This is a genomic window from Curtobacterium sp. ABR8 (genome assembly GCF_057812125.1).
Genome location: NZ_CM173818.1, coordinates 3328886 through 3346914, shown reverse-complemented (window position 1 = coordinate 3346914; position 18029 = coordinate 3328886). Strand labels below are relative to the sequence as shown.

The following is an 18029-nucleotide window of genomic DNA, read 5'->3' as shown; positions in this document are numbered from 1 at the left end:
CGGTGCCGACCTGTTCCGGATCGGTGTGCAGGCCCGCCGTCAGCCGACGAGCCGGAAGCGGATGGTGTCGCCCGGACGGAGCTGCGCCGCACGGTCGACCGACTCCGGCGTGAGGACCGCCACGACGGGGTAGCCGCCCGTCACCGGGTGGTCGGCGAGGAACAGCACCGGGAAGCCCTCCGGCGGGACCTGCAGGGATCCGGTCTCGACCCCTTCGCTCGGCAACTCGACCGTCACGGCGCGGACGAGCGGCTGCGGAGCCGTGGTGCGGACACCCACGCGGTCGCTGTCCGACCCGACGGTGAAGTCCTGGCCGGTCAGCGTGTCGCGCCACCCCGGCGTGAACCAGTCGTCGCGGGGTCCGGCGGTCGCTTCGAGCACCACGGGGTCGTCCGGCCAGCGCTCGTCGGGTTGCGGCACGGCGTCGACGATCGGCCACGAGGCGCGGGCATCGCCGATCGGCAGGACGTCGCCCGACGACAACGGGGGCGGCCCGAGGCGTGCGAGTGCGTCCCACGAGCGGCTGCCGAGCACGGGCTCGACCGCGAACCCGCCGAGCACCGCGACGTACGAGCGTAGCCCGGTGGTGGCGATGCCGATCCGGAGGGTGTCGCCCGGGGCGAGCATCAGGACCTCGTGCGAGGCCGCTCCGCGGACCCGGCCGTCTGCCCGCTCGATCTCGACCGGGCAGGCGGCCCCGGCGGTGGCGGCGACCACGTACGCGTCGGCGCGCAGCGTGACGGAGCCGAGCAGGGCCTCCAGGACGGCCGCATCCGGACGGTTGCCGACCAGTCGGTTGGCCAGCGCTGCGGACCCGCGGTCGGCGGCACCCGCCGCACCGAGTCCCATGTCGCTGAAGCCCGGCCGTCCCAGGTCCTGCGTGGCCACGCCGAAGCCGACCTGCAGGACGGTCAGCGCACTCATGCCGCACCCGCGTCGACGAACCGAACCCGTGTGCCGGCCGGCGCCCGTGCCGGCGGTTCGTGGTCGAGCGACCACATCGGCACGTCGGTGCGGCCGATGAGCTGCCAGCCGCCGGGGGAGACGCGTGGGTAGACGGCGCTGAACTCGCCCGCGAGGGCCACGGCACCGCTCGGCACGGCGGTGCGCGACGCGCTCCGGCGTGGCAGGTCGAGCGACGGTTCGGTGCCGGTGAGGTAGCTGAAGCCCGGGGCGAAGCCGCAGAACGCGCTCGTCCAGAGCTGGCCGGTGTGCCACGCGATCAACCGGTCGCGGTCCATGCCCGTCAGGGCGGTCACCTGGTCGAGGTCCTCGCCGTCGTAGACCACCGGGATGACGAGGGGATCCGCGGCGCTCGCCGCATCGGCGTCGGCGGCGGGTGCGACCCGTTCGAGTGCGCTGCGGAGCCGTGTGGCGTCGGTCGTCGCCGGGTCGAAGCGGAGCAGCAGCGTCCGTGCGCCGGACACGACCTCGGTCAGGCCGCGCAGCCGCGCCTCGGCCAGCCCCGTGCGGAACGCGACGACCTGCGGCAGGGAGTCGAAGGTGGCGAGCAGGGCGGCGCGGCCGGCGGGCCGGAAGTCCACGCCGGTCACGGTGCGGCGGGTGCGAACGGCGCGATCGTGACGCCGTGCTCGGTCAGAGTCGCTCGGATCGCGCGGGCCATCGCGACGGCACCGGGGGAGTCGCCGTGAACGCAGACGGAGTCGGCACGGACCTGCAGCTCGGAGCCGTCGACGGCGGTCGCGACGCCCTCGGTGACCATGCGGAGGACCCGGGCGGCGACCTCGTCCGGGTCGTGGAGCACGGAGCCGGGCTTGCTGCGGGACACCAGGGAGCCGTCGGGTTCGTACGCGCGGTCGGCGAACGACTCCGCCACCGCGCGGAGCCCGTGGCGTTCGGCGGCGAGCAGGAGTTCGGAACCCGGCAGCGCGAGCACCGCCAGCGAGCCGTCGACGTCGGCGATCGCCCGGACCACGGCCTCGGCCTGGACCGGGTCGGCGCACGCGGTGTTGTACAGGGCGCCGTGGGGCTTGACGTAGGTGACGGCGGTTCCGGCGACCCGTGCTGTGGCGGCCATCGCGCCGAGCTGGTGCACGACGTCGGCGTGGAGTTCGTCCGCGGTGACGTGCACCGGTCGGCGACCGAAGCCGGCGAGGTCGCGGTAGGCGACGTGCGCCCCGATGGCGACCCCGCGCTCGGCGGCGGCGCGGGCGGTGGCGAGCATGATCGTCGGGTCGCCGGCGTGGAATCCGCAAGCGATGTTGGCGCTCGACACGACGTCGAGCATCGCGGCGTCGTCGCCCATGGTCCAGGCGCCGAAGCCCTCGCCGAGGTCGCTGTTCAGGTCGATCGTCGTCACGGGGACTCCCTGTCGTCGCGGGTTGTTGAACAATCTACCGAGCGCGCGGCGCCGTGTCACCTGATTCCGAGCAGCGGCACGTAGCGTCCGAGGTCAGCACCTGCCGGGGGCGTCGCCCTCGGTTCGACCACTGCACTGGAGCAGACCATGACCGACAGCAGCAACACGCACGACGACGACACCAAGGCCCCCGTGAACGACTCCGAGGGCACCGAGAAGCCGGGCGGGCTCGGCGACGACAACACCATCCCCAACGACCCGGACGGCCTGGCCGCTGGGCACGTCGGGGACGACTCGCACTTCAACCCGGAAGAGGACGGGGAGAAGTAGGGGGCGCTCGTCGACTCGGAACGACGTCCTCGTCGTCGTACGACATCGAGGACGTCGTTCCGAGTCGACACCGCGCCGACACCGCGTCGCCGTCAGCGCCAGCGCCAGCAGCGCTCAGGGGTCAGGGCTGCGGCAGCCGGCGACCGAACACTGCGCTGAGGAACCGCGCGAAGCGGGACTCCGGCACCTCCGTGGTCTGCACCGCCCGGGTCGGCGACCGGAACGCCAGGTCGTGCAGCATGTTCCGCTTCGAGCCGTCCCAGTTCGCGAACAGGTAGGTGCCGCCGACGAACGACATGCTCCGGACCGGTGTCCGCTTCCACGAGTCGGCGGCGACGTAGTAGCCGGTGTGGCCCGAGCTGATGTGCTGGATCACGGTGTCGACGTCGATGACGCTGGTGGTCGTCACGACGGCGGTGATGCCCGTGCGGTCACGGGCGACGTACTCGATCAGGTGTTCGGTCACGGTGGGACTCTTCGTCGCAGAGGCGGGACGCCACGACGGTGAACGTGGCGAAGGGTGTTCGGAACCGCCGTTGCTTCCGACAGCAGGATACGTCCGCTTCGTCGTGCCGTCACCGGAATGTCCAGCGGTCGCATCCGCTCCCGCGGTCAGTCGGTTCGTCGGACCATCCAGGACGCGATCCGGTCGACGGCGGCCGCGAAGTCGCTGCTGGCCGGACGGTTCAGGAAGGCGTGCCGGCTGTCGGGCAACACCTCGCGCTCGAGGTCGACCCCGGCTGCGCGGAGCTGCCCGGCGAACCGGTCGCCGGATGCGCGCATCGTGTCCCGCTCGGCGTCGAGCACCAGCGTGCGCGGGAACGTGCCGAGCTCCTGCGGTGCCGGGAACGCTCCGGCACCGAGCGGCCCGGCGTAGGTGCGGTTCGCGGCGTCGAGCAGCAGCGGAGCGTGCGTGATGCGCCGGTGCCCGCGCACGAGCCGCTGCACTGCTCGGTCGCGGGGTGTCCGCGCGTGGAAGAACCCGTAGGCGAGCACCGCGCCGGCGAGCGTGGGCGCGGCCGGGATCGCCGTGGCCGCCAGACACGCTCCAGCGCTCGCGCCGCCCAGCACCAGACCGGCGGGACACTTCGTCGCGAGTTCGCGCAGCACCGCCACGACCTCGTCGCGTGCATGCGGCGCACGGCGGCGCGCTCGGGCGCCCGTCCGACCGATCCAGGGCATGCCCGGCAGTGGACCGAGCCGGTAGTCGACGGTGACGACCGGGACGCCGCGGGCACCGAGCGCTCGAGCCACGGCGTCCGACTCGGGCAGGTCCAGGTCGCCGCGGAAGAACCCGCCGCCGTGCAACCAGACCAGCGTCGGCGCGGTCCGGGCGTCCGCAGCCCGGTACCGCCGGATCGGCACCGGGCCGTGGGGACCCGCGAGCACGTCGTCCACGACGTCGACCGTCCCCGCTGTTCCCCCCCATGCCAGCAGACTACGGGCCGGTAACGATGCGCGCGTCGACTCCGCCGTCGGTGCACCGTGGAGTGGTGCGTACCTCGAAGACCGTCCTGTTCCTGACCGGCGCCGCCCTGGTGGCCCTGCTGACCGGGTGCTCGGGCGGTGGAGACGGCGGCGAGGGCGGTGACGCGACCCCGACCGTCACCGAGACCGTGACCGCGGCACCGACGGAAACAGCGGCCGCCCCGACGCCGGCGACCACGCCGACCCCCACGCCCACCCCCACGTGTGGACCCGCGAGCGGCGCCGAGGCAGCGGTATCGGGGATCGCCGCGCTGCCGTCGCCCGCCGGCCTCGAGGGCACGAAGTGGGACGCCGCGAACGCCGACTACTCCGGCTACGACGCCTGCGCGGCACTCTCCTGGTCCGTGGTCTCGCCCGAGATGGCCACGGCCGGCTCGCCGTACGCGATCCTGCTCTTCCACCAGGGCCGGTACCTCGGCACCGCGACGTCCGAGCAGTACGCGTTCGAGCCGGCGGTCGAGCGGTTGTCCGACGCCTCGATCTCCGTGACCTACACCTACGCGAAGGCGAACGAGGCGAACGCGGACGCATCCGGTCGCACCACGGCGACCTACATCTGGAACGACGGCACCGAACGCGTCGACATGACCGGCGAGGTCCCGCCCGCTCAGGGCTGATCGGCGGCAGCACCCCGACCGCCGAGTTCGCGCTGCAGGGCGCGGAGGACTCGAACGATCGTCGCGAGCTTGTCCGGACCGCCCTCGAACCCGCGTCCGAGCGCTGGTCGTGGCTCCAGCACGACGTCCTCGCCGACCGTCGTGCTGATCCAGACGCCGAAGTCGACCCGTTGTCCGCGTGCGTCCTTCGTGGCGACGGAGAACTTCCGGATGTGAGTCCAGGGCAGGTCGAACACCGGCTCCGCCCGGGACGGCGCCCACGCGTGCAGACCGGACGCGTCGACGGTCCAGATCTCGGGTCGGGGGCCCGGCAGGTCGTCGGTCGCTCGAAACCCCGACGCGGAGACCGGCAGGTGGAAGCGGGGCGCGCGGCGTTCCCGGATCCGTGCCAGGGTGCGGCGATCGGTCCGGCCGGCGCTCCAGGTCACCACCGCCAGCAGCAGGCCGAACCCGGCGACGAGCAGCGGCCACAGGATGAAGTTGGCCTGTGTGCGGGCGCTGTCGAGACCGCGCAGGAAGTCCGGCGACGCGAACTCGGCGACGAGCACGACGAGCCCCGCTGTCGTCGTCACCGCGGCCACGAGCAGGACCGGCCACCGCATCGGCGTCTCGCCGTCGCGCAGCCGTTGCACCCACCGCTCGCCCGCGTACTCCACCGCACCATCCTGCCCGGCTGCACCGCACGACGGCCGCGAGCACGAGATGCTGGTCCCATGCAGTTCGCCCGCACCGCCGCACCCGGTGTCGCCGTCGCCGTCGCGATCGGCCTCGTCGCCACCCTGGTCGGCACGGCCGTCCCGGTCGTGGGCGGGCCCGTCCCCGCCGTCCTGATCGGCGCGGTGCTCGGTTGGCTCGTCCGGCGGCGCACCGGTGGCAGCCTCGCCGTGCTCGCTCCGGGCGTGAAGTTCTCGTCGAGCCGTGTGCTGCAGTTTGCCGTGGTGCTGCTCGGCGCGCAGCTGTCGATCGGCGAGGTGCTGCGCATCGGCGGCGAGACCCTGCCGGTCATGCTGACGACCCTCGTGGTGTGCCTCGGAGCAGCGTGGGGGATCGGTCGCCTGCTGCGGGTGTCGAGTGCCCTCCGCACCCTGATCGGCGTCGGGACCGGCATCTGCGGCGCGTCCGCGATCGCGGCCGTCACGCCCGTCATCGGCGCGGTCAGCGCGGACGTCGCCTACGCGATGTCGACGATCTTCCTCTGCAACATCGCCGCGGTGTTCGCCTTCCCCCTGCTCGGCCACGCCCTCGGGCTCAGCCAGCACGCCTTCGGCGTCTTCGCGGGGACGGCGGTGAACGACACGTCGTCCGTCGTCGCCACCGCCACGGTCTACGGTCGCCAGGCGACCGACACCGCGGTCGTCGTGAAGCTGGTGCGGACCCTGATGATCATCCCGATCGTCATCGGGCTGGCCGGCCTGGAGGCCCGACGCGCCTCCCGTGAGCAGCTCGCGCCCGACACGGGGTCGCGCAGCGGGTTCCGCGTGTTCCGGTTGGTCCCGTGGTTCCTGATCGGGTTCCTCGTGGTGGTGCTGCTCCGGACGGTCGGGGTGCTGCCGGCTGGGGCTGCCCCGGGGTTCTCGACCGTGGCGTCGTTCCTCATCACGGTGGCGCTCGCCGCGATCGGCTGCTCGACGGACTTCGCGGCGCTGCGCCGTGCCGGGTTCCGTCCGATGCTGCTCGGCATCGCGCTCTGGGTGTTGGTGGCGGGCACGAGCCTCGGGGCGCAGGCGGTGTTCGGCCTGCTGTAGGTCGGGCGGGGCAGGGTCTTGCAGCGGTTGTACCCATCGTTTATCGTTGTATCGAATTTCGATGGTACCGATGATCGACAGGGGAAGACGCCGTGACCGCACCCGTGTACGAACCGCCCCGCGGGCGGAACTCCTACCTCGCCTACGTCGCCTGCTGCGCGATCGGCATCGTCCTGGTCGTCTGGCGGTACGTCGACCTGCTCGTCCGCTCAGTCGGCTCCGGAACGGTGTCGGTGCCCGTCCGGATGACCGCGACGAGCGACGTCCCGCAGCCGCCCGGCGGTGCGACCGTCACCGCCGACCACCTCGTGCTCCGGGCTCCGGTCGCGGACGTGCCGGCCGGGGCGATCGGGTACATCCGGGTCGGTGACGCGCTCGAGGTCCTGTTGGTCAGTGCGCTCATCGCCCTCGTCGCGGCGGTGGCCTGGAAGATCTCGCGCGGCGGGCTGTTCGACCGGTCGACGACCCGCATCCTCGACTGGCTCGCCGCCGCGGTGCTGGTGGCCGGCTTCGTGCCCCAGTTCGTCCGCCGGATGGGGTGGAACTGGGTGGTGTCGGGGCTCGGGTGGGACGGGTACCTGCCGACGCCGGACGTCGACCACCAGTTCGTGCCCGTGTACCTCGGCCTGCTCGTCGTCATCTGCTTCCGGTTCGCCCTCACCGCGTCGCAGCGGATGGTGCGCGACCAGTCCGGGCTGGTCTGATGCCCCCGGAGCAGGAGGACGGCCATGCGGTCGTCTGTCACCTCGACGAGCTGCTCGCGGCTCGCGGCATGACCCTGACGGAGCTCGCCGACCGGGTCGGGGTCACCGTGGTGAACCTGTCGGTGCTGAAGAACAACCGGGCGCGCGCGATCCGGTTCTCCACCCTCACCCGGCTCTGCCAGGAGCTCGGGTGCCAGCCGGGCGACGTCTTCTCGGTGCGCGCGGACTGACGACGGGAGGCCCGGATCACGTGAGCCGACCTGCTCACGCGGGGAGGGCCTCCCGTCCGATCTGCGGGGTCGGCGGCGTCAGCCGCGCAGCGCCTCCGTCAGCTTCACGCGACTGCCCGTCCGCAGCAGCGCGTTCTCGTAGACGCGAGCGCCGACGAGCACGACCACGACCACCGAGGCGACCACGATCAGGAGCGACAGGATCGGCTCCCACCACTCGGCCGTCCCCAGGAAGATCCGCATCGGCATGCCGATCGGAGCGCTGAACGGGACGTACGACATGATGCCGAGCACCGTCGGGTTGTTGTACGCGACGATGATCAGGATGTACGGGATCATCACGAGCATCATCACCGGGGTGGTGACGCTGCCGACGTCCTCCTGACGCGACACGAGCACGGCCGCCGCGGCGAACAGCGAGGCGATGAGCACGAAGCCGACGGCGAAGAACCCGACGAACCACAGGATGCTCGGGCCGAGCATCGAGAACATGTTGTCCTGCCCGGTGACCGCCAGGGTGACGACCGCGGCGATGGCCACGGCGACGATCTGCGCGAACGCCATGACGCTGTTGCCGAGGACCTTGCCGGCGAGCAGCGCCCTGGCCGAGATCGCGGACATCAGGATCTCGACGACCCTGGTCGACTTCTCCTCGACCACGCTCTGCGCGATGGACTGGCCGAACGTCACGGCCGAGGCGAAGTACACGACGCCGAACGCGATGGCGATGAGGTAGACGAGGCCGCCGGGCAGCGCGTCCGGGTCGAGCAGCTCGATCCGCGGTGTGACGCTCAACGCGGAGACGACGTCGGTCGGTGCCTCGTCGAGGCCGACGACCTTGTACCCGAGCGGATCGTCGGACGGCACGATCGCCGCGTCCACGTCGCCGTTCTGCACGAGCCGTTCGGCGTCCGCCACCGAGGTGGAGTCCGTGACGTCGAGGCCCGTGGTGGTCGGCAGCGAGACGCCGTCGACGACCGCGACCGGCGTGGTGTCGTCGGCGGTGGCCTTCCCGACGATGCCGCCGACCACGATGGACGCGACGACCATGCCGATCAGGATGAGGGCGGAGACCACGAAGGCCTTGCTGCGGATGCGTGCCTGGATCTCGCGTGCGGAGACGAGCCGCACGGCCTGCACGAAGGAGTCGTTCATCGGATGACCTCCCGGAAGACCTCGCTGAGCCGCGGGACCCGCGGGGCGAACGAGCCGACGGTGCCGTGCTGCACGGCCCGCTGCAGGACGTGTTGGGCGGTGGCCGGCTCGGCTTCGAAGACGGCGTAGCCGCCGTCGAACTCGCGGACCGTCACGCCGGGCTCGTCGCGGAGCCAGGCGACGTCACCGTCGACGAGCAGCTCCCAGGCGGCGGGGCCGGCCTGCTTGCGGAGTTCGTCCTGCGGGCCGGCAGCGCGGATGGTGCCGCCCGCGATCACGACGACGTCGTCGCAGAGCCGCTCGACGACGTCCAGCTGGTGGCTCGAGAACAGCACCGGGACGCCCCGCGCCGCGGTCTCGCGCAGGACACCGAGCACCGTGTCGACCGCCATCGGGTCGAGGCCCGAGAACGGCTCGTCGAGCACCAGCACCTCGGGGTCGTGCGCGAGGGCCGCGGCGATCTGCACCCGCTGCTGGTTGCCGAGCGACAGCTTCTCGACGGCGTCGTCGGCGTGGCCGGTCAGCTCGAGCCGTTCGAGCAGCTCGGTGGTGCGCGTGGTCGCTGCGCGCTTGTCCACGCCGTGCAACCGGGCCAGGTAGGTGATCTGCTCGGCCACCGGCATCTTCGGGTAGAGGCCGCGTTCCTCGGGCATGTAGCCGAACCGGCGGCGGTCGGCGGGCCGGACCTCGGTGCCGTCGATCGAGACCGAGCCGGCATCGGCCTGGAGTACGCCGAGCATGATGCGCATGGTGGTCGTCTTGCCGGCGCCGTTGCCGCCGACGAACCCGGTGAGGCGGCCGTCGCCGACCGTGAACCCCACGTCGTCGAGCACCCGGCGGTCGCCGAACTGCTTCGTCACCCCTTCGATGGTGAGCATGTCGTACCCCTCTCGCGACGCTGGTCGTCGCTGCGTCCGACGCTATTGGCCGGGAGGCACGCCCCGCCTCCGCCGCCAGGCGGGACTTGGGTGGGTGGTCGGCTCCACCGCACGGGGGAGGGGGTGGGTCGGTCCGGTGGGCCGGGTCGGCACGGTGCTGGGTTGTTCGGCCCGTGGGGCTTTGGTTGCTCGGTGCGTCGTCGTGGCGGGGCACGGTGCGGTCAACGCTGCACGGGTTGAGCGAGGGCGCACGGTGCGGGCGTAGTGCGAGCGCGGCACCATGCGGACTTGTCCTGCCGGTGCCGGATCGATCGGCTCGGTCAGCCGGCGACGCCGTGCTCGAACGCCCAGACGACCGCCTGGATGCGATCCCGCAGCGCGAGCTTCTGCAGCACGTTCGACACGTGGGTCTTCACGGTGGCGTCACCGACGTACAGTTCGGCGGCGATCTCGGCGTTGCTGAGCCCCCGGGCGAGCAGCCGGAGCACCTCGGTCTCGCGCTCGGTGAGCCCGGCGGATGCGAGGGCGGCGTCGCCGGACAGGTCGGAGGCGCGGCCGCTCGACACCGGCGCCGCCGTCGCCCGGCTGATCACCCGCCGCGTGACGTCGGGCGCGAGCAGGGCGTCCCCGGCGGCGACGGTCCGGACGGCGTCGATCAGCCGTTCGGGGGAGGCGTTCTTCAGCAGGAAGCCGCTCGCACCCGCCTCGAGCGCTTGGAACAGCGCGTCGTCGCTGTCGAACGTCGTCAGGATGAGCACCGCCGGCGGGGCCGGCAACGCTGCGATCCGCCGCGCCGCCTCGAGCCCGTCGACGCCGGGCATCTGCACGTCGAGGCACACCACGTCCGGGCGCAGGATCCGGACGGCCTCGACCGCACGGGCACCGTCGGGGGCCTCGCCGACCACCCGGAACCCCGGCTCGGACTCCAGGATCACGCGGAACCCGGCCCGGACCAGCTCCTGGTCGTCCGCGAGGACGATCGTCAGGTCGGTCGTCGCGTTCACGTCGTCGGCAGCCATGCCCGCACCAGGTAGCCTCCCCGGGCGCGTGGCCCGATCTCGATCCGTCCGTCCACGGCGGCGACCCGCTCCCGCATGCCGACGTGCCCGAGGCCGCTGCCCGACGGGTTCCGCGCCGGGCGCTCGCCGTGGCCGTCGTCGGTGACCTCGACCTCGACACCGTCGTCCAGGTACCGCAACCGGACGTCGGCGCGGGCGGTCGGACCGGCGTGCTTGAGGACGTTCGTCACGGCCTCCTGCACGATCCGGTACGCGACGGCGGCGACCGTCGGCGGCACCGGACGCTCGTCGCCCACGACCACGTACTCGGTCGGGTGCCCGGCGACCCGGGCCGACTCGGCGAGCTCACCGATGCGCGCGATGCCCTCGGTGCTCGGACCGTCCCCGACACCGGGGTTCCCGGCGCTCGGTTCGTCGGCCGACCGCAGGGTGCCGAGCATCCGCCGCAGCTCTTCGACTGCGGTGCGCGCGCTCTCCTCGACCACGCCGAGCGACGCCGTCGCCTGTGCCGGATCGCGGTCGATGACGCGTCGGGCGGCACCGGCCTGCACGCCCATCAGGGACACGTGGTGCGCGACGACGTCGTGCAGCTCACGGGCGATCCGCACCCGCTCGATGGTGACGGCCTGGGCGGCGCTACGCTCCCGTTCGGCCGCGAGCTCCGCGGTGCGTTCGTCGAGCTGGTGCCGGGCCACGGCCGAGGCCCAGGCCCGGTTGCCCGCGTACCAGGCAGCGCCGAAGTAGATGACGTTGATGAGGATGTTCAACAGCGAGATCGCCACGTACGGAGCCACCGGGGAGTCCGTGTCGTTCGGCAGGGCGTTCGGTGACGCCCACCCGAACGAGATCGCGACGAACAGCCACGCGAACATGCCGCCGATGACGACCCAGCGCACGGCTTCGGACCGGACGCGGTCCGAGCACCACGCGCCCACCGTGTACAGCGCGATGAAGAGCGTGAAGTTGACGAGGAAGACCTCGGGCACCTGGAGCAGCTGCGTCGCGGCGAACGCCACCGCCGACACCAGCGCCACCGACATCGGGAACCGTCGGCGGAACGCGATCGGGGCGGCGTTCGCGACGATCATCAGCGCGGAGACCCACCATGCGGCCTGGTCGTCGCCGTAGGTACCGGCGGACCCGTACAGGAACGTCGTGACGGCGAGCCCCCCGGCCAGCACCACGGCGAGCACCATGTCCTGCCGGTACTCGTGCCGCCCCACCGGCAGCCGTGACCACTCCGCCGTCGTCCCCATGCAGCAAACGCTAGCGGGTGGCTCCGGGCGGGAGTAGCCTCCCGCCAACGAGCAGGGGAGTCACCGTGCAGTTCCTCGTCAACGTCATCGACGACGGGCAGGCCGTCGCCGCCGGTCGGACGGAGTCCGCCACCCAGGCCGAGGCCGATGCGGTCGACGCGCTGAACGAACGTCTCGGCGACGCGGTCGTGTTCGCCGCCGGGGTGTCCGCTCCGGCCGACGGCACCGTCGTCGACGCGCGCAGCGGCGGCTCGGACACGACTCCAGGGCTGGCGACCGACACCGCCGAGTTCGTCGCGGGCTTCTGGGTCATGGAGCTGCCGGATGCCGAGTCGGCGCTCCGTGTGGCGCACGAGGCGTCGCAGGCGTGCAACCGGAAGATCGAGCTGCGTCCACTCCTGTGACGGAAGTATCACCGTGCGGAGGGCCTCCGCGCCTGCCGACCACGGCGGGTACGGCGCTCGCCGCGGTGACGACCGCACCGACCACGAACGTCGCCGCGTAGCCCGACAGACCGACGAGCGCGCCCGTCGCCGCCGCTCCGACGGCCTGCCCGAGCACGAGTGCGACGAAGAGCATCGACGTCCCCGCCGACGACCGCGCAGCGTCGAGTTCGGTCGTCCAGGCGATCAACGCGCCGGTCGCGGCCGTGTAGCCCCAGCCGAACACCGCGCAGGCCAGCATCGCCACCACCGTGGCCTGCGGCGCGAGCCCGAGGGCGACGACGGCCACCGCCACGGCGCCCGCGGTCACCGCCCAGAGCACCCGCGCGCGGAGTCCGCTCGTCCACCGAGCCGTCACGGCGACCGCGGCGCCGCCGACGCCGAGCGCGATCCACGCCGACACGGACACCACGGCCGCCGCGCCGGCGTCGACCAGCGCCGACCGGCCGTACGTCCACACGACCGCCGACCCGGCGCCGAAGAGCAGTGCGAGCGTCAGGACCCGACGGTGCGCCGCGAGCCACGCCGTCCCCGGTGCGGTGGCCCGGCCGGCGCCGGACCCGCTCCCGCGCGACACGAGCAGCAGCACGACGCCGACGGCGAGGGCGAACACCCCGGACCACGCCCAGGCCGTCCGCCAGTCCGGCAGCAGCACGAGCGCGAGCGCGCCGGCGGCGACCAGCCCCGGGCCGGTCCCCGAGTTGACGACCGCCTGCGCCGTTCCCTGCACGGACTCCGGCACCGCGCGCGACACGAGCTGCACGAGGGCCGGTGACGCGAGCCCGGCTCCGGTCGAGGCGAGCACCGCGGCGATCCCGAAGGTCCACGGCCCCGGTGCCGTCGCCATCGCGAGCGCGCCGACCCCGGCGAACGTGGACGCCGCGGCGACGAGCACACGGGGGACCCGTGCGGCGACCAGGAACCCGACCACCGCGCCGACGCAGTACATCGCCGAGGCGCCCGAGGAGACCCACCCGGCGGCGTCCGGACGCAGCCCGAGGTCACGTTCGACGTCGGGCAGGAAGAGACCGAACGCCAGGCGGACCAGCCCGTACGTCGCGGCGATCAGGGCCACCCCGCTACCGAGGAACACCCACTGTCGTAACGAAAACGATCGTTTCACTTTTGAGAGCCTAGGGTGCTTCCATGGCGATGCGTCCAGGAACCGAGCAGAAGCTGCTCGACGCGGCCGAGGAACTCTTCTTCACGCAGGGCATCGCCGCGACCCCGATCGACGCCGTGCTCGACCACGCCGGGATCTCGAGCGCCACGCTCTACCGCGGGTACGCGAGCAAGGAGGCCCTGGTCGCTGCAGCACTCGAGCGCCGGCACGACGACTGGCTCGCGACGTGGGACCGTGCGGTCGAAGCCGCTCCGGACGACCGTGGCCGCCTGCTCGCGGTGTTCGACGCGCTCGACGACTACCGGACCACCGCCGCCGGCTCACGCTGGTGCGCCTTCCTCGGGACCGCTGCCGAGTACGCGGACGCCCCTGCCGAGGTGCACGCGGTGCTCGACCGCGAGACCGGCGCGCTCCGCACCCGGCTCACCGCGCGGGCCGCGCCCGTCGTCGGCGACCGTGCCGGTGCCCTCGCCGACCAGCTGCTGCTCGTCGTCTCGGGGTACCTCGCGATGCGCCTGCGCGACCCGTCGGTCGGGACGTCGACGGCGCGCGCGGTCGCCGCAGTGCTCGTCCAAGCCGCCTGACCGCTCGTCAGCCCCGGGGTTCTCCGACACCACGCTCGGTACCCTGCCCGGTGTGCAGCGACTCTCCTCGACCCTCGTGATGCAGCGCGTGACCTCTGACGGAACGGTGCCCCTCGGATGACCCGTTCGCGTGCGTCGACGATCACCCGACGGTCGCTGCTGATCGGTGGCATCGGCGTCGTCGCCGCGGGTGCAACCGCGGAGGCGGTCAACCTCGACCTGCTCCCGGGTCGGTCGACGATGTACCGCGTGCTCGGGCTCAACGGTGCCGACGGCACGATCCCCGATGTCGACCCCGTGCCCTCCGTCTCCGGCACCTTCGTGTCGGCGTCCAGGAAGGGGCGCACGGTCGGCTGGACCATCGCCGCCCCGGCGTCGGACACCCCGTTGCCCGTCGCCGTCGCGCTGCACGGCTACGGCGACGACCACGCGTCGTTCTTCGGGCGGGAGCTCGGCTGGGACCGGTTCCTCGCGGCGCACATCGCGGACGGTGGGGCGCCCTTCGCGATCGCCTCGATCGACGGCGGCAACCGGTACTGGCACCACCGGTCGGACGGGGACGACCCCGCAGCGATGGTCGTCGACGAGTTCCTGCCCCGGATCGCACGGCGCGGGTTCGACACCGACCGGCTCGCGCTGACCGGGTACTCGATGGGTGGGTTCGGTGCCCTCCGGCTCGGCGGGGTGCTCGGTGCATCCCGCGTCCGCGCGGTGTCGGCGATCAGCCCCGCACTCTGGACGTCAGCAGCGGACACCGCCCGCGGAGCATTCGACGACGCGGCCGACTTCCGCGAGAACACCGTCCTCGGTCGGCAGCGCGCGCTCGACGGGGTCGCGGTGCGCGTGGACTGCGGCAACGGCGACGGGTTCGCACCGGCCGTCCACACCTACGTCGACGGGTTCGACGCGCCACCGGCAGGGGGCTTCGAACCCGGCGCGCACACCCACGGCTACTGGCGGCGCCTGGCGCCGCAGCAGCTCGCGTTCCTCGCTCGCCACCTCGGTCGCTGACCCGAGTCGCGCCCTGGACGCGCGCCGAGACGGACGGGAGGCCCGTGGCGGGCCCGCACCGGGCCTCCTGTCCGTCGACCGGTCGCGCCCACGGCACGCGGAACGTGACGGGGAGCGCTCAGGCGCGCCCGCGGTTCCGGCGCCGGATCTCCTTCGGAGCCCGACCGGCCATGAAGGACCTCGCAGGGTCGACGAGGAACCCCTGTCGCAGGGCTTCTCGTCCGACGAGCATCCGGAACCCCATCTGGTCGCGGTTGCTCAGGGTGACCTCGGACTCGACGGCGCGCCCCGCCAGGGTGATCGTGGTGAGCACGACGATGCGTTCCTGGGTGTGCCCGGTCGAGCTGCGGATGACGCGCCGGTCGTGCACGGCGCACTCGATCGTGACGGCGTCGGCATCGGTGTCCTGCCAGGGGTGCACCGAGAACCGCACCCGGTCGCCGGGCAGTTCCTCGAGGTCGAAGGCGTGCAGCGCCGAGCTGCGCGCACCGGTGTCGAGCTTGACCTTGATCCACGGCAGCCCGAGGTCCGGCAGGCCGGCCCACTCGCGCCAGCCGGCGACGACGAGCCCGCCGTCGGGGGACTTCGGAGCACGCGCCATGGCCCCATCTTGTCGTACGCCCGACGGCAGTGTCCGCGTGCTTTGATGGACCGTCGCCGTCGATCCGACCCCGCGGAGAACCCCTCGATGAAACTCGCCATCCTGTCGCGCGCCCCGCAGGCGTACTCCACCCAACGCCTCCGTGCGGCAGCGCTGGACCGCGGTCACGAGGTCAAGGTGCTGAACACCCTGCGCTTCGCGATCGACCTGTCCGGCGAGGACCCGGACCTGCTCTACCGCGGCAAGCTCCTGTCCGACTACGACGCCGTCCTGCCCCGGATCGGCAACTCGATCACCTACTACGGCACCGCGGTCGTGCGGCAGTTCGAGCAGATGGACGTCTACACGCCGAACACCGCGACGGGCATCACGAACTCACGGGACAAGCTCCGGGCGAACCAGATCCTGTCCCGGCACCACATCGGCATGCCCGCGACGACGTTCGTCAACAGCCGGGCCGACGTCCGCGGCGCGATCGAGCGGGTCGGCGGCGCTCCGGTCGTCATCAAGCTGCTCGAGGGCACGCAGGGCATCGGGGTGATCCTGGCGCCGGAGGAGAAGGTCGCCGAGTCCATCGTCGAGACCCTGCACTCGACGAAGCAGAACGTCCTGATCCAGTCGTTCATCTCGGAGAGCCGTGGCCGCGACATCCGTGCGCTCGTCGTCGGCGACCGGGTCGTGGCCGCGATGCGCAGGACGGCGTCGGGGGACGAGTTCCGGTCCAACGTGCACCGCGGCGGCACGGTCGAGAAGGTCACGCTGTCGCCCGAGTACGAAGCGGTGGCTGTCCGGTCGGCGCAGATCATGGGCCTCAAGGTCGCCGGCGTCGACATGCTCGAGGGCAACGACGGCCCACTGGTGATGGAGGTCAACTCGTCACCGGGGCTCGAGGGCGTCGAGCGTGCGACGGGCCTCGACGTCGCCGGCGCGATCATCGACTTCATCGGCAACCAGGTCGCCTTCCCGGAGATCGACGTGCGCCAGCGGCTCAGCGTCTCGACGGGCTACGGCGTCGCCGAGCTGCTCGTGCACACCAACGCCGACCTGGTCGGGAAGACGATCAAGGAGTCCGGGCTCTGGGACCGGGACATCACCGTCCTGACCCTGCACCGGGGCGCGACCGTCATCCCCAACCCGCGCAGTGGGGTGACGCTGCAGGCAAGTGACCGGCTGCTCTGCTTCGGCAAGCTCGAGGAGATGCGCTCGATGGTGCCGGACCGTCGACGCCGTCGGAGCACGATCCGGAAGCTCCCGAAGGACGCCTGACACCGCGCGTCCAGCCGAGCCGGACTGCACACACAGGCGAAATGAGGAAGTATGTGTCGGTGACGATCATGACGGAACGGCCGGTCGACCAGGCAGCGAACGGGCAGCGGGCGGCGAGCAGTGAACCCGAGCAGCCCGGCAACGCCACGGCGAAGCACCACAACGTCTCGCTGCTGTCCGTGGCGACGACGACGGCCGAACGCGTGACGACCTCTGCGGACATCGAGGCCCGGCTCCGCGGCGTGCTCCGTCGACTCCGTCTGCCGATGGGCCTGCTCGAGCGCGTCGCCGGTGTGATCGAGCGTCGCAACTGGGGCGAGGGCCAGACCTTCCAGGACGCCGCCATCGACGCCGGTCGTCGCGCGATGGCCGAGGCGGGTGTGCGTCCCGACGAGATCGGGCTGCTCATCAACACCTCGGTGACCCGTCCGCACCTCGAGCCGTCGGTCGCCGTGCGCCTGCACCATGGGCTCGGCCTGCCGTCGTCCGCCATCAACTTCGACATCGCGAACGCGTGCCTGGGCTTCGTCAACGCCATGAGCGTCGCGGCGGGCATGATCGACTCCGGTCAGATCAAGTACGCGCTCGTCGTCGACGGCGAGGACGCCGACCAGGTGCAGCTCAACACCATCGACCGTCTGAACCAGGGCGGCCGGAACCGCAAGGACTTCATGAGCGAGTTCGCCAGCCTGACCCTCGGGTCCGGCGCCGCGGCCGCCGTGCTCGGCCCGGCGGACCTGCACCCCGAGGGCCACCGGATCGTCGGCGGCGTCACCCGCGCGGCGACCCAGTGGTACGACCTGTGCGTCGGCAGCGTGGACGGCATGTTCACGGACGCCAAGATGCTGCTCAAGGGCGGCATGGAGCTCGTCGTCGCCGCGTGGACCGAGGCCCGCGCCCACTTCGACTGGGCGAACATGGACCGCTACGTCCTGCACCAGGTCTCCGACGTGCACACCAACGCGTTCGTCGAGGCCATCGGCATCCCGCGCGACAAGGTCCCCACCACCTACCAGCGGTTCGGCAACGTCGGTCCGGCGTCGATCCCGATCACCCTGGCCGACGAGGTCGAGTCCGGCGGGATCCGCCGCGGCGACCGCGTGTTCCTGGGTGGCGTGGGCTCCGGCATCAATACGGCGATGATGGAACTGCACTGGTGAGGTCCCGGCTTCCCCGCGTCGCCGCGAGCACGGCTCCGGCGACGCAGCCGCCCTCCCTGCCCGGTCTCGACCCGGCGTGGTCACGCCTGGTGACGGTTC

At 72.3% G+C, this 18029-nt stretch carries 22 protein-coding genes; 10 read left to right on the top strand and 12 right to left on the bottom strand.

Annotation, left to right across the window (positions count from 1 at the left end; all coding sequences use genetic code 11):
* Positions 1-39: 39 nt before the first annotated feature.
* From ACXKZB_RS15955 to ACXKZB_RS15945, 3 genes are read right to left on the bottom strand one after another with little or no spacing between them, the layout of a single operon-like run.
* Entirely contained in the window at positions 40-924 is an 885-nt protein-coding gene (locus ACXKZB_RS15955) for a 5-oxoprolinase subunit C family protein (protein WP_488823805.1), read from the bottom strand.
* Positions 921-1544 (bottom strand): 5-oxoprolinase subunit B family protein, encoded by a 624-nt coding sequence (locus ACXKZB_RS15950; RefSeq protein WP_488823804.1) that lies wholly within the window; start codon positions 1542-1544, stop codon positions 921-923. The genes ACXKZB_RS15955 and ACXKZB_RS15950 overlap by 4 nt, the downstream gene beginning before the upstream one ends.
* Before the next feature lie 5 nt (positions 1545-1549).
* Complete coding sequence (locus ACXKZB_RS15945; RefSeq protein ID WP_488823803.1) at positions 1550-2320, bottom strand: LamB/YcsF family protein; 771 nt, start codon at positions 2318-2320, stop codon at positions 1550-1552.
* Positions 2321-2467: 147 nt separating this feature from the next.
* Between ACXKZB_RS15945 and ACXKZB_RS15940 the strand changes: the two genes are divergently transcribed.
* Positions 2468-2650, top strand: coding sequence for a hypothetical protein (locus tag ACXKZB_RS15940; RefSeq protein ID WP_123314305.1), 183 nt, complete (start codon positions 2468-2470; stop codon positions 2648-2650).
* 121 nt (positions 2651-2771) lie between these two features.
* On the opposite strand, the gene ACXKZB_RS15935 is transcribed toward ACXKZB_RS15940, so the two are convergent.
* Entirely contained in the window at positions 2772-3116 is a 345-nt protein-coding gene (locus ACXKZB_RS15935; protein WP_488823802.1) for a hypothetical protein, read from the bottom strand.
* Positions 3117-3262: 146 nt separating this feature from the next.
* The gene (locus tag ACXKZB_RS15930; RefSeq protein WP_488823801.1) at positions 3263-4048 is read right to left on the bottom strand and encodes an alpha/beta hydrolase; all 786 of its coding nucleotides are present in this window, start codon (positions 4046-4048) and stop codon (positions 3263-3265) included.
* Between the two features lie 95 nt (positions 4049-4143).
* Here ACXKZB_RS15930 and ACXKZB_RS15925 point away from each other — a divergent pair, with 95 nt between their 5' ends.
* Complete coding sequence (locus tag ACXKZB_RS15925; protein ID WP_488823800.1) at positions 4144-4755, top strand: LppP/LprE family lipoprotein; 612 nt, start codon at positions 4144-4146, stop codon at positions 4753-4755.
* Here ACXKZB_RS15925 and ACXKZB_RS15920 read toward each other — a convergent pair.
* Entirely contained in the window at positions 4746-5411 is a 666-nt protein-coding gene (locus ACXKZB_RS15920) for a hypothetical protein (protein ID WP_488823799.1), read from the bottom strand. The genes ACXKZB_RS15925 and ACXKZB_RS15920 overlap by 10 nt on opposite strands.
* 57 nt (positions 5412-5468) lie before the next feature.
* Between ACXKZB_RS15920 and ACXKZB_RS15915 the strand changes: the two genes are divergently transcribed.
* The 3 genes from ACXKZB_RS15915 (at position 5469) to ACXKZB_RS15905 (ending at position 7434) form a co-directional block, all read left to right on the top strand.
* On the top strand, positions 5469-6500 hold the full coding sequence (locus ACXKZB_RS15915) for a YeiH family protein (protein ID WP_488823798.1): 1032 nt from the start codon (positions 5469-5471) through the stop codon (positions 6498-6500).
* 92 nt (positions 6501-6592) lie between these two features.
* On the top strand, positions 6593-7204 hold the full coding sequence (locus ACXKZB_RS15910) for a hypothetical protein (RefSeq protein WP_488823797.1): 612 nt from the start codon (positions 6593-6595) through the stop codon (positions 7202-7204).
* Positions 7204-7434: a helix-turn-helix domain-containing protein gene (locus ACXKZB_RS15905; protein ID WP_123291745.1), complete on the top strand. Its 231-nt coding sequence runs from the start codon at positions 7204-7206 to the stop codon at positions 7432-7434. The genes ACXKZB_RS15910 and ACXKZB_RS15905 overlap by 1 nt, the downstream gene beginning before the upstream one ends.
* A 78-nt stretch (positions 7435-7512) precedes the next feature.
* On the opposite strand, the gene ACXKZB_RS15900 is transcribed toward ACXKZB_RS15905, so the two are convergent.
* From ACXKZB_RS15900 to ACXKZB_RS15885, 4 genes are all read right to left on the bottom strand, one after another.
* The gene (locus ACXKZB_RS15900; RefSeq protein ID WP_488823796.1) at positions 7513-8589 is read right to left on the bottom strand and encodes an ABC transporter permease; all 1077 of its coding nucleotides are present in this window, start codon (positions 8587-8589) and stop codon (positions 7513-7515) included.
* On the bottom strand, positions 8586-9467 hold the full coding sequence (locus ACXKZB_RS15895) for an ABC transporter ATP-binding protein (protein ID WP_488823795.1): 882 nt from the start codon (positions 9465-9467) through the stop codon (positions 8586-8588). The genes ACXKZB_RS15900 and ACXKZB_RS15895 overlap by 4 nt, the downstream gene beginning before the upstream one ends.
* 320 nt (positions 9468-9787) lie before the next feature.
* Positions 9788-10486, bottom strand: coding sequence for a response regulator (locus tag ACXKZB_RS15890; protein ID WP_488823794.1), 699 nt, complete (start codon positions 10484-10486; stop codon positions 9788-9790).
* Positions 10468-11742, bottom strand: coding sequence for a sensor histidine kinase (locus ACXKZB_RS15885; RefSeq protein ID WP_488823793.1), 1275 nt, complete (start codon positions 11740-11742; stop codon positions 10468-10470). Before ACXKZB_RS15885 ends, ACXKZB_RS15890 begins: the two co-directional genes overlap by 19 nt.
* Before the next feature lie 65 nt (positions 11743-11807).
* On the opposite strand from ACXKZB_RS15885, the gene ACXKZB_RS15880 reads away from it, so the two are divergent.
* Entirely contained in the window at positions 11808-12146 is a 339-nt protein-coding gene (locus tag ACXKZB_RS15880; protein WP_488823792.1) for a YciI family protein, read from the top strand.
* Here the strand turns inward: ACXKZB_RS15880 and ACXKZB_RS15875 are convergent.
* On the bottom strand, positions 12052-13278 hold the full coding sequence (locus ACXKZB_RS15875) for an MFS transporter (protein ID WP_488823791.1): 1227 nt from the start codon (positions 13276-13278) through the stop codon (positions 12052-12054). The genes ACXKZB_RS15880 and ACXKZB_RS15875 overlap by 95 nt on opposite strands.
* Before the next feature lie 53 nt (positions 13279-13331).
* On the opposite strand from ACXKZB_RS15875, the gene ACXKZB_RS15870 reads away from it, so the two are divergent.
* Both ACXKZB_RS15870 and ACXKZB_RS15865 read left to right on the top strand, forming a co-directional pair.
* Positions 13332-13892, top strand: a complete 561-nt coding sequence (locus ACXKZB_RS15870) for a TetR/AcrR family transcriptional regulator (protein WP_488823790.1) — start codon at positions 13332-13334, stop codon at positions 13890-13892.
* Between the two features lie 117 nt (positions 13893-14009).
* Positions 14010-14903 carry an alpha/beta hydrolase gene (locus tag ACXKZB_RS15865; RefSeq protein WP_488823789.1) on the top strand — a complete coding sequence of 298 codons (894 nt, stop codon included), beginning with the start codon at positions 14010-14012 and terminating at the stop codon, positions 14901-14903.
* A gap of 118 nt (positions 14904-15021) precedes the next feature.
* On the opposite strand, the gene ACXKZB_RS15860 is transcribed toward ACXKZB_RS15865, so the two are convergent.
* Entirely contained in the window at positions 15022-15504 is a 483-nt protein-coding gene (locus ACXKZB_RS15860) for an ATP-dependent zinc protease family protein (RefSeq protein ID WP_123314290.1), read from the bottom strand.
* An 87-nt stretch (positions 15505-15591) separates the two neighbouring features.
* On the opposite strand from ACXKZB_RS15860, the gene rimK reads away from it, so the two are divergent.
* Both rimK and ACXKZB_RS15850 read left to right on the top strand, forming a co-directional pair.
* The gene (rimK, locus tag ACXKZB_RS15855; RefSeq protein WP_123314388.1) at positions 15592-16770 is read left to right on the top strand and encodes a 30S ribosomal protein S6--L-glutamate ligase; all 1179 of its coding nucleotides are present in this window, start codon (positions 15592-15594) and stop codon (positions 16768-16770) included.
* Between the two features lie 53 nt (positions 16771-16823).
* Positions 16824-17930, top strand: a complete 1107-nt coding sequence (locus ACXKZB_RS15850) for a 3-oxoacyl-ACP synthase III (RefSeq protein ID WP_123314289.1) — start codon at positions 16824-16826, stop codon at positions 17928-17930.
* Positions 17931-18029: the final 99 nt, after the last annotated feature.

Excerpts from the sequence above, each read along its gene's own strand:
- ACXKZB_RS15915 (WP_488823798.1), top strand. The coding sequence starts at position 5,469 with ATGCAGTTCGCCCGCACCGCCGCACCCGGTGTCGCCGTCGCCGTCGCG.
- ACXKZB_RS15895 (WP_488823795.1), bottom strand. The coding sequence starts at position 9,467 with ATGCTCACCATCGAAGGGGTGACGAAGCAGTTCGGCGACCGCCGGGTG.
- ACXKZB_RS15955 (WP_488823805.1), bottom strand. The coding sequence starts at position 924 with ATGAGTGCGCTGACCGTCCTGCAGGTCGGCTTCGGCGTGGCCACGCAG.
- ACXKZB_RS15900 (WP_488823796.1), bottom strand. The coding sequence starts at position 8,589 with ATGAACGACTCCTTCGTGCAGGCCGTGCGGCTCGTCTCCGCACGCGAG.
- ACXKZB_RS15860 (WP_123314290.1), bottom strand. The coding sequence starts at position 15,504 with ATGGCGCGTGCTCCGAAGTCCCCCGACGGCGGGCTCGTCGTCGCCGGC.
- ACXKZB_RS15890 (WP_488823794.1), bottom strand. The coding sequence starts at position 10,486 with ATGGCTGCCGACGACGTGAACGCGACGACCGACCTGACGATCGTCCTC.
- ACXKZB_RS15865 (WP_488823789.1), top strand. The coding sequence starts at position 14,010 with ATGACCCGTTCGCGTGCGTCGACGATCACCCGACGGTCGCTGCTGATC.
- rimK (WP_123314388.1), top strand. The coding sequence starts at position 15,592 with ATGAAACTCGCCATCCTGTCGCGCGCCCCGCAGGCGTACTCCACCCAA.
- ACXKZB_RS15905 (WP_123291745.1), top strand. The coding sequence starts at position 7,204 with ATGCCCCCGGAGCAGGAGGACGGCCATGCGGTCGTCTGTCACCTCGAC.
- ACXKZB_RS15885 (WP_488823793.1), bottom strand. The coding sequence starts at position 11,742 with ATGGGGACGACGGCGGAGTGGTCACGGCTGCCGGTGGGGCGGCACGAG.
- ACXKZB_RS15940 (WP_123314305.1), top strand. The coding sequence starts at position 2,468 with ATGACCGACAGCAGCAACACGCACGACGACGACACCAAGGCCCCCGTG.
- ACXKZB_RS15870 (WP_488823790.1), top strand. The coding sequence starts at position 13,332 with ATGGCGATGCGTCCAGGAACCGAGCAGAAGCTGCTCGACGCGGCCGAG.